The organism is Anabaenopsis tanganyikae CS-531, assembly GCF_029891675.1.
In the GTDB taxonomy this organism is placed as follows: domain Bacteria; phylum Cyanobacteriota; class Cyanobacteriia; order Cyanobacteriales; family Nostocaceae; genus Anabaenopsis; species Anabaenopsis arnoldii.
Genome location: NZ_JANQDF010000117.1, coordinates 1 through 10,540, shown reverse-complemented (window position 1 = coordinate 10,540; position 10,540 = coordinate 1). Strand labels below are relative to the sequence as shown.

Below are 10,540 nucleotides of genomic sequence, written 5' to 3'. Positions count from 1 at the left end.
CTGGCCATTTTCTAACTGATAATATTCTATTAATCCTCCCTCTGGTTCAAAAATTACATACACGGGTACTTGTAATATGTGCTGATAAAAAAACCATTTTCCCGGTGGGTAGGTAGGCTTGATTGAATATTCTCCCCCTTCTTTATCTGAGAGAAATTCCATGACTATGGCGGGGATATCTCCCTCTAAATGGGGTGTGTAACTTTTTCTATCTGGTAATATCTCTTTAACTGCGGGTACATATAACCAATCAGGGGCTTTAGCAATAAACTGCCCCTCTACGGTGGCACATAAGCCAAAATTGGTAGCAATTAACATTTGTGGCTCAATCCAACCGGTGATTTCTAAACTTTCCCTTAATGCTCCTGCTAATAGTGGTTGCCCTGTATTATCCACCGGTTCATCCTCTTGTAGATCAAAATCAGGCGGTAACGGTTCCCAGGTGATAACCATTCCTGGAGGTGATGCGGTTTCACTAGTGCGGGTTGTTGTCACCATAAACACTACCTAATATTTATCATCATTATAGTTTTATTGGTTGACGGTTGACGGTTGACGGTTGACGGTTGACGGTTGACGGTTCGACTTCGCTCACCGACTTAGGCATGAGGAGTGTCAAACCTGAGAGTAAAAATTCTAAACACTTAACCAGGCCAAGTATGAGAGTGTTAACACAATAACAACTAGTGCCACCCAAATAAACCGATTATCTTTTGTATTCACCTGGTTAAGGTCTATTATTTCCGGTTCAATAGCTACTTGACGAGTAGATTTAACAGGATTACCAGTAGCACGAATTTTCTGATCATTATCCGATAATTTACCTAAATCGGGTATTTCCGTCATCCACTCACTGGGGCGCTGGAGTTTTGGAGCTTTTAAAATATAAAGTAACCGCTTTGCCTGTTTGCTAGTTTCTGGGAAGGGGTGACGTTGCAGTTCTTGACAAAGATCAATGGCTTCTTGATTCCGTCCAGCTGCTTCATAAGCTGTGACCAGCCAAATTTCTACTTCACCCCCCAGGCGAGAATTGCGAGATAATAGGGCGCTGGCTTGTTGCAAATTTTCCACAGCTTCTCGATATTGCCCATTTTCAATGTTAAGTTTTCCTGTCTGGTAAAGACTTCTGGCAATTTCTAAATTTTCTGTACTCACCTGTTATACACCAACAACTAGACATTGGTCAGTCTGGGTTAAATCTCAATAGCGATCGCACATGAGGGTTAATACTTGACGATACCCAGAATATCCACAAGGCGATCGCAGTTAATTATTTTGAGGCAAACTGGGAACCGAGAATCATAGTACCAATACCACCATCAGTAAAAACCTCTAGGAGTAGGGCGTGGGGAATGCGACCATCAATAATATGTGCTGCACTTACACCTTGAGCGAGCGATCGCACACAACAAGTTACTTTAGGAATCATACCACCACTAACTATACCATTAGCAATTAGCTCCCGCGCTTCGCGGATATCCACTTTAGGAATCAAGGTAGACGGGTCTTTATAATCTTTAAGAATACCGGGGGTGTCAGTCAATAAAATTAACTTTTCCGCACCCAGGGCGGCTGCAATTTCCCCCGCTACCGTATCAGCATTAATATTATAAGCTTGTCCATTCTCGTCCGTAGCTACGCTAGACACTACCGGAATATAGCCACTACTAGAGAGAGTTTCCAAAACTTTGATATTTACACTACTGACTTCCCCCACAAAACCAATACCTTCTTGCTCCTGGGGGCGGGCTGTAATTAGGTTACCATCTTTACCACATAGTCCCACCGCCAAGCCCCCAGCGCGGCTAATGAGGGAAACAATTTCCTTATTGACTCGACCCACTAAAACCATTTCCACCACATCCATGGTGGGAGCATCGGTGACGCGCAAACCATTTTTAAATTGTGCTTCAATGCCCAGTTTATTTAACCAACTATTAATTTCAGGACCGCCCCCATGTACCAAAATTGGACGCAAGCCAACGCAGGATAAAAAAACAATATCCCGTATAACCTTGTCCTTGAGGTTACTATCTTTCATGGCAGCACCGCCATATTTAACAACAACAGTGCGACCTACAAATTGTTGAATATAAGGTAGTGCTTCGCTGAGTACACGTACGCGGGTAGCTTCTGTTTGCCTGATGTATTCCGAATCGTTTTCCATCACGAGGGGCTATGAGATTTTAAACTTATCTAGTCAGTTTAAAAGAATTTGTCACCTACAACAATATTTCAGATCAACCCCCTCCTATATTCATCGCTGCTAACATTGCTTGCTGACTGACCTGTTGATAAACAGTACCTAAACATCTGGTCACCACATCACCGGAGGTCGGACCAGCTAAACTTTCTTCTGTTTTCCCTAAAGGAATCGCCCCTAATACATCTAATACGGTCTCGCTACTTGATGGGGTAATTACCACCAATGAAGAATCTAGGGGCTCATTGTATTGCCAGAATGAACTCAGGTTAACAGAATATTGGGGCTGTGTCTGTGGTGGTTGAATCTGGGGTGTTTTAGGTGCTGTAACTTCCACCTTAGCACGGCGTAATTGACGTAAATCACTGATAATTTCCTCTTTAGCGCGTCCCCGTAGTTGAAACAACACAAATGGGTCTTCACTAAAGCGATCGCCTAACTGATAGTATACAGCACCAATATGCTTACAGGGGTTTGCTTTATCAGGACAAGAGCATTTACTGTGCACATCAGAGAGGGTAAAAGGAAACAAAGACAAACCATTGGCTGTAAACACTTCCTCAATATTTTGCGGCATTTCCCCTGCTAACAACTTGGCTGCAAAAATTGCCCTGTGGGACATACTTTCAATCACATAACCCCACTCTTCCTGGGTGAAATGATCGAGAGACAGAGAAACCTTATAGGGTTCAGTTTCAGTACCTTGGACTCTAGCTAGTACCTTTGCACCTTTAAACTCTATATTGAGAACATTTCCTTGACGAGAATAATTTCTCGCCCGTTCCAAACGCTTTTTAAAGCGATAAGAATCCAGTAACTCTAGCCATTTTTGTGACCACCATTCACGGCTTGCCTGTAACGTTGCATGATTCATAATCTTTCTGTAAAATTAACTTATATTTTACTTGATTTATGGGTTAATTTTTGTGACATAAACTAACGGCAAGCTCAATTGCCTTTTGACAAAGCCTTTTCCTGCTAATCTTCTTCAATTATGGCGCTGCGATCGAGTATTAAGAGGTTACGTAATTGGTCTGTATCCATTTCCGTGAGCCACTCCTCACCCGCGCCAACTACCTGTTCAGCTAATTGTTTTTTACTTTCAATCATCTCGTGTATTTTTTCTTCCAATGTGCCAGTACATACGAATTTATGCACTTGCACATTACGAGTTTGACCAATGCGAAATACTCTATCAGTAGCTTGATTTTCAACCGCAGGATTCCACCACCGATCAAAGTGAAATACATGATTAGCCCTGGTTAAATTTAATCCTACACCACCGGCTTTTAAAGAAAGAATCATAATCGGCGGTCCTTGGGGGTCGTGTTGAAAACGGTCAATCATTTCTTCCCTTTGTTGTTTACTAGTACGACCATATAAAAATAATATCTCTTTACCCATTTTTTGCTGTAAATCAGCTTGCAATAATTTACCCCATTCAGCAAATTGGGTGAAAATTAAAGACCTATCTCCCTCTTCCAAAGCCACGCTTAACATTTCTTCCAGTCGTAGTAGTTTGGCAGAAGTATATTGTTCTAATGTCCCTAATTTTAAATATTGGGCTGGATGATTGCAGATTTGTTTGAGTTTAAGCAGTAAGCCTAAAATCATCCCTCGCCGTTGCAACCCTGATGCAGATTCAATCTCTGCCAAAGATGCTTCTACTACTTCTTGATAAAGTGCTGCTTGTTGTGCAGTCAGACCACAAAAAACCGTCATTTCTTGCTTTTCTGGCAAATCTTGAATAATATCACGGTCTGTTTTTAGACGGCGCAAAATAAACGGTTGTACTAAACCCCGCAACTGATTTAAAGATGACGTGTCACCATACTTTTCAATTGGTATAGCAAACCGTCTCTGGAAGAATTGCCGATTTCCCAAATACCCAGGATTGAGAAAATCTAAAATTGACCACAGTTCTTGGAGTTTATTTTCTACTGGTGTACCGGTTAGGGCTATGCGAAATGTAGTTTTTAACTCCCTGACAGCCTGGGATTGTTTAGCTTCTGGATTTTTGACATTTTGAGCTTCATCTAATACAACTACCTGCCAATCAACACCTTGTAAAATTTTCATATCCCGGTGAATCAGGGAGTAACTAGTAATAATGACATTGTGTTTTTTAACTGCTTCTACAAAAGCTTTACCCTTGAGACGTTTATCACCGTGGTGCTGCAAAACTTTCAGGTTAGGAGCAAATTTTTTAATTTCTCGCTCCCAGTTACCTAAAATAGAAGTTGGACACACCAGCAGGGTGGGATTTACTAGTGCGTCTTGTTCCTGGAGGTGCAGTAAAAAAGCAATTAACTGAATGGTTTTTCCCAGTCCCATATCATCTGCGAGACACGCACCCAACCCCCAACGTTCTAAGAACCCTAGCCAAGCTGCGCCCCTTTGTTGATAAGGTCGTAACTGTCCTTGAAAATTAGTAGGTGTCGGTAGAGGTGCGATGACCTGGTTATTGGTTAAGGCTCCAATTAATTCTTGCAATGTTCCTGATGCTTCAAAGCTGACCACAGGTAACTTTTCAATGGACTGGGTATCTCCAGAACCCAGACGTAAAGCATCTTCTAAGGAAAGTGCCATTTTGTCTTTACGAGCGGCAAAAAATGCCTGTGCGGTTTTAATATCCTGGGGTCGCAACTCTACCCACTCGCCATTAATTTCTACCAGTGGACTATTTAAAGCTACAAGTTTATTAAACTCTGTTTGAGAAATTGTCTGCCCACCAATTGCCAATTGCCATTGGAAATTCAGTAGACTTTGTAAACCTAAGCGTCCCTGCTGATTATTTGGGGTTTGAGCGGTGATTTTTAACCCCAAACGATTCGCCCAGCCTCCACCGTTTGCCAAACTAGGAGGCAAAATTACGCCTAAACCACTATCTTCAAACCGCCACGCCACTGACTTAATAAATTCGTATGCTTGCAATGGGTTAAGGTGACAAGATTGGGGATATTCTGTTTCTAAACTGGGTGCAATAACTGGATACAATCTTGAAGCTAACCCCAACCCGCGCAATAATGTTTCTTGGGGTTGATGAATGGTGCGGTTTTGATTAACTAATTGCTCCACGGGGTGATCCCAAATGGTTGCTGCATCTACTAAGAAATCAGGATCATTTGCTGCTTGTAGAAAATATGCCAATGTCCAATCAGTACCGCCAGATGCCGGGGGAAGCAGCTGGAAACAGCAGCGAAATAAGGCTGTTCCTGACAATTGGTACTGTAATGGCATAGTCCAAGCTTTCAGCCCTGCTTCGAGTCTTTCTACTTCCAGCGCATCTGCATTAAAGGTGTCAGAGGTACTAGTTAAAGCTTGCAACCACTGTCGCACCGCTGAGGGTAGAGATGCCATTACTCTGGTTTCTAATAGAGGTTGATCTGCTAATATCTCTCGCACTTGGGCATCTACTATACTGTTGAGAAAGCCCAGCAATAATTCCTGTGGTTGAGTGGGGAAGTCTAGGGCTAAGTATTTTTCTTCTAACTCAGGAGTTGTTTGATAAGTACGACAAGCCAATGGCATCTTGGCGGCAAATTTTTCTAAGCGTGTTCCGTCTATAGCACTGTCTAAGAGGACTTGCCATTTAGCAACAATAGAACCATCAGACTGCCTTTGAATAGTTGGCAAAAACTTACACCGGGAAATTAAATCCAAACTCCAACGCGCAACCTGTGACCAGAAACGTAGGTCTCCAGCGAATAAAGTATCCCCCTCGGTAGCAGCATTTAAGGGCACAGTGGCCAGAAATTTTATAGCGGCGGTGGGGTGAAGACAAAAACCCTCGACTCGCCAGGGTTGGAGATATTGGGGTAAGTTAATTTCAGATGCCAAGGTACCAGAATGTAAGGGGCAAATAAATCCTATTTCTTGCTGATTGTTTTCCGGGATATGAGTTGGTAAGGCAATTATTTGAGAGTGGGTTGGTAGACTGAGTGGAGTAGCAGTTGTACTTTTACGAGTTTGCCGACTGGTTGTCACTGCAACTTGGTTTTGCTGGACTAAATCGGAAATTGTGATGTTCTGAGAAACCAACCATTCACACAACTCTAATGGGTTGATAGCCAGTGGATGTAGTGGTGTGTGTGGAGATGCACTAGTCTCGATGTTTATGCGCGATGAACGCCAAGTTTCTCCCCAAATAAATAAACAACTATTTTCAGGCTTTCCTAACCAATTTCCGTGTAAAATTGTCATCTTTTAACTACTAAAGTTCCTGTAAAATAAACTAATAAATCTCTTGGCGGTATTTGATATGCAGCCAAACTTCCCCAGTATGCGGGGGATATTTGCAACGCTGGTTTTATTGTACAACCAGGCTTACGCGGTCAGGGTTGAGAAAGGTTTCTGGGCGAATATATAGTATTTCCCATGCTCGTGAGGTACATTTTTTTAGTTTGAGGGAACAGGGAACAGCGAACAGGGAACAGGGAATAGGGAATAGGGAATTGGTGTGTACTTCATGAGCCTGAAAAAGGCTATATGCTGGTGATAGCAGCAAACCTGACAGTGAAGCTATGCTCTGGGCAGTTAGCGGGGAGGATAAGAGGATAATATTATATCGTGCTTGGTGCTCAAGGACTTATTTATCTTTGTGTGTACTAGAAGTCAGTCTGAGAGCATAAATGTTAGGATTGCCACAGAGAGAGAATAGAGAAAGAGAAGGAAAAAAAACTGAATGGCAGAAGTTGATAAGTCAATATCCTTCGATGGTAGGGATATTAGACTAAAAGTGGGCTTACTAGCTCCCCAGGCTGGTGGGTCAGTTCTGATAGAATCGGGGGACACATCTGTTTTAGTAACCGCTACGCGAGCAAAGGGTCGAGAAGGAATTGATTTTCTTCCCCTGACAGTAGATTACGAAGAACGACTGTATGCTGCAGGTAGGATTCCCGGAGGGATAATGCGGCGAGAGGGACGTCCACCAGAGAAAACAATTCTGACTAGCCGGTTGATAGACCGTCCCATGAGGCCTTTGTTTCCTTCATGGTTGCGGGATGACCTGCAAATTATTGCTTTTACGCTGTCCATGGATGAGTTGGTACCACCAGATGTCCTCGCAGTTACTGGGGCGTCTATTGCTACCCTGATAGCACAAATTCCCTTTAATGGGCCTATGGCAGCAGTACGGGTAGGCTTAGTGGGTGATGATTTTATTATTAACCCTACCTATGCAGAAATTCAAAGCGGAGACTTGGATCTGATAGTGGCTGGTTCACCCCACGGTGTGATCATGGTGGAGGCGGGAGCCAATCAATTGCCAGAGCAAGATATTATCGAAGCAATTGATTTTGGTTACGAAGCAGTTAGAGATTTAATCCAAGCCCAGGAAGATTTATTGGCGGAAATGGGTCTGCAAGTTGTGCAAGGAGAAGCACCAGAGGTAGACCTGACTGTGAGCAATTTTATCCGCGATCGCGCCAGCGATGAGATTAAGAAAATCCTATCTCAGTTTGAATACAGCAAAGCCCAACGGGATGAAGCGTTGGACGCTGTGAAGGAAAAAATTACTAGTGCGATCGAGGAATTACCAGAAGAAGATGAGGTTCGAGTTGCTGCGATCGCAAACGGTAAAGGAATAGGTAATCACTTTAAAGACATAACCAAGCACTTGATGCGTCGTCAAATCATTGAAGATAACGTCCGCGTTGACGGTCGCAAACTCGATGAAGTCCGTCCTGTTTCTTGTCAAGTTGATGTGTTACCCAAACGAGTCCATGGTAGTGGTTTATTTAACAGGGGATTAACCCAAGTACTATCCACTTGCACCCTTGGTACTCCTGGAGATGCTCAAAGTCTCAACGACGACTTGCAATCAGACCAATGTAAACGCTACCTGCATCATTACAACTTTCCGCCTTTCTCCGTGGGGGAAACTAAACCTATGCGTTTTCCAGGAAGGCGCGAAATTGGTCATGGTGCTTTAGCAGAGCGGGCGCTGATACCTGTGCTACCACCAAAAGAAAAATTCCCTTACGTGATTCGTGTCGTATCGGAAGTGCTTTCTTCTAACGGTTCTACTTCTATGGGTTCGGTGTGTGGTTCCACTCTATCATTGATGGCTGCTGGTGTACCAATTATCAAACCCGTGAGCGGTGCTGCAATGGGTTTGATTAAAGAAGATGACGAGGTGCGAGTTCTCACTGATATTCAGGGCATTGAGGACTTTTTAGGCGATATGGACTTTAAGGTAGCCGGGACAGATACCGGTATTACCGCCTTGCAAATGGATATGAAAATCCCCGGTCTGTCATTGGAGATTATTGCCCAAGCCATCCACCAAGCTAAATCAGCCCGGTTGCATATTCTGGAGAAAATGCTCGAGACTATCCAAGAAGCACGTCCTGAAACCTCACCCTATGCCCCGCGTTTATTGACTATCAAGATTGATTCAGACATGATTGGTCTGGTGATTGGGCCTGGAGGGAAAACAATTAAGGCTATTACTGAAGACACTGGTGCTAAGATTGACATTGAAGACGATGGAACCGTCACCATTTCCGCTGTGGATGAAAGCCGCGCTAAGAAAGCCCGTAACATCATTCAAGGTATGACTCGTAAGTTAAATGAAGGTGATGTTTATGTAGGGCGTGTGACTCGGATTATTCCCATTGGTGCATTTGTAGAATTTCTGCCTGGAAAAGAAGGTATGATTCACATTTCTCAACTAGCTGACTATCGCGTTGGCAAAGTTGAAGATGAAGTGGCCGTTGGAGATGAAGTAATTGTCAAAGTGCGAGAAATTGACAATAAAGGACGGATTAATCTCACACGTTTAGGTATACACCCAGATCAAGCGACTGCGGCGCGAGAAGCTGCGGCTGTGAATCGCTAATATCGATTGGGGATTTTAGATTTTTATCTAAAATCCGCGATGCCTGGAGACTAGGCATCGCGGTTGGTTTGTGAAATTTAAATCATAAAAACTGATCACCGTTCATAAAATACTCAATAAATCTACTGTTTTACCTTTGTAGTCTTAGTCCAAAGTCCTAAAACTACAGGCACAAACGGCTGTGCCTCGATCCCATCCAGAAAGTTTGAGATTACTTGGATGTTGCTACTTGACGTAGGGGAAAGTTAAATATATCCAGAAAATCTTTGATTAAGGTTTTTCGTAAATTTTATGGATGCTTCCGAGTTATTAGCAACAATTACACAGCTCATTGAGCAGGCTGAACAAGGCGACATCGATCCTTGGGATGTTGAAGTAATTAAGGTGATTGACCGTTACCTAGAATTAATGGCACCGGAGGACACACCTAAAGGCTATGAGTCAGATTTGTCGCAATCAGGACAAGCTTTTTTGTCAGCATCGATGCTAGTCTTATTTAAGGCCAACACTTTGATGCAATTATCTTCAGTGGAAGAGGTCGAGGATGATATAGCAGATGATGCCATCTTATTCAGTGAAGGTGGGTTATTACATCATGCTCATCGTCTGCAATTAGAGCGGCACTTGCGGCGCCGTCCCTCAGCAATGCCACCGCCAAAGCGTCGTGTGACTGTGCAAGAGTTAATCAAGCAATTGCAAATTATGGCGCACCAGCTAAAACTGGTTGAGAAATCTAGTAAGCGTGTTTCCCCCCACCGTCACCCCAGATGCCAAAATATGCGGCAGGCCCTAGAGTTAGCTCACCAGGAAAATTTGACCGAGGTAGCTGGAGAACTAGAGCAAGTGTTGCATTCTTCTAGAACAGAGCTATTATTAGGAGAAAATTGTTTGAGTCTAGAACAACTGGTAGATTTGTGGACTCAAACAAAGCAAGCACAGCAAAATACTTCTAGCCATGAGTCAGAAAACCGCCCCCTAGTTAGCGTTTTTTGGGCTTTACTACTGCTGTCGTCTCAATCTAAAGTCGAGTTATTACAAGACGAGTTTTACCAGGACATTCAAATTCGCCTACTGACAGATTGACCCAATTGACACTTCCCGTATGCTTGGTGACGGGGATTCTTGTTTGATCCGTCTCCCCTAGAGACGTGTAACTAATTGTAAATTAGTTGCTTAAAACGAGGAAATATTACTAAATCACGCTAGACTAAAAGTAGTTGATTTAATGAAGTTTTGATGCAGCATGTCACTCCCAAGGAAAACGACAACTTGAACACTTACGCACAAGATATCCAGAGGCTGAAATTATTTCAGAAGTTGGAAGGGGACTCAATTTTAAACGGAAAAAATTCCTCGCCATTCTGGAACGAATCATCGACGGCGATATCCAACGTATTGTCTTTCCCCACCCTGACCGACTTGTCCGATTCGGATTTGAATTGGTTAGGTGGTTATGCACAAAATTTGAGTGCGAACTCGTGGTTCTCAATGACCGC

At 43.2% G+C, this 10,540-nt stretch carries 7 protein-coding genes and 1 pseudogene; 3 read left to right on the top strand and 5 right to left on the bottom strand.

Translation table 11 applies throughout. From position 1 onward, the window contains the following. From NWP22_RS11980 to NWP22_RS11960, 5 genes are all read right to left on the bottom strand, one after another. Nucleotides 1-498, bottom strand: a 498-nt coding sequence (locus NWP22_RS11980; RefSeq protein ID WP_271731610.1) for a Uma2 family endonuclease, incomplete at its 3' end; no start/stop codon positions are given. Between the two features lie 138 nt (nt 499-636). Further along, on the bottom strand, nt 637-1,155 hold the full coding sequence (locus NWP22_RS11975) for a tetratricopeptide repeat protein (protein ID WP_271731608.1): 519 nt from the start codon (nt 1,153-1,155) through the stop codon (nt 637-639). 115 nt (nt 1,156-1,270) lie between these two features. Next, nucleotides 1,271-2,170, bottom strand: coding sequence for an acetylglutamate kinase (argB, locus tag NWP22_RS11970; RefSeq protein ID WP_271731606.1), 900 nt, complete (start codon nt 2,168-2,170; stop codon nt 1,271-1,273). A 70-nt stretch (nt 2,171-2,240) separates the two neighbouring features. After that, nucleotides 2,241-3,077, bottom strand: a complete 837-nt coding sequence (locus tag NWP22_RS11965; protein ID WP_271731604.1) for an SWIM zinc finger family protein — start codon at nt 3,075-3,077, stop codon at nt 2,241-2,243. Nucleotides 3,078-3,181: 104 nt separating this feature from the next. After that, nucleotides 3,182-6,406: a DEAD/DEAH box helicase gene (locus NWP22_RS11960; protein WP_271731603.1), complete on the bottom strand. Its 3,225-nt coding sequence runs from the start codon at nt 6,404-6,406 to the stop codon at nt 3,182-3,184. Nucleotides 6,407-6,887: 481 nt separating this feature from the next. Between NWP22_RS11960 and NWP22_RS11955 the strand changes: the two genes are divergently transcribed. The 3 genes and pseudogenes from NWP22_RS11955 to NWP22_RS11945 form a co-directional block, all read left to right on the top strand. Beyond that, nucleotides 6,888-9,044, top strand: a complete 2,157-nt coding sequence (locus NWP22_RS11955) for a polyribonucleotide nucleotidyltransferase (RefSeq protein WP_271731602.1) — start codon at nt 6,888-6,890, stop codon at nt 9,042-9,044. Nucleotides 9,045-9,335: 291 nt separating this feature from the next. Continuing rightward, the gene (locus NWP22_RS11950) at nt 9,336-10,127 is read left to right on the top strand and encodes a segregation/condensation protein A (protein WP_271731601.1); all 792 of its coding nucleotides are present in this window, start codon (nt 9,336-9,338) and stop codon (nt 10,125-10,127) included. A gap of 221 nt (nt 10,128-10,348) precedes the next feature. Next, nucleotides 10,349-10,540, top strand: a pseudogene (locus NWP22_RS11945) (IS607 family transposase); the annotation flags it as partial.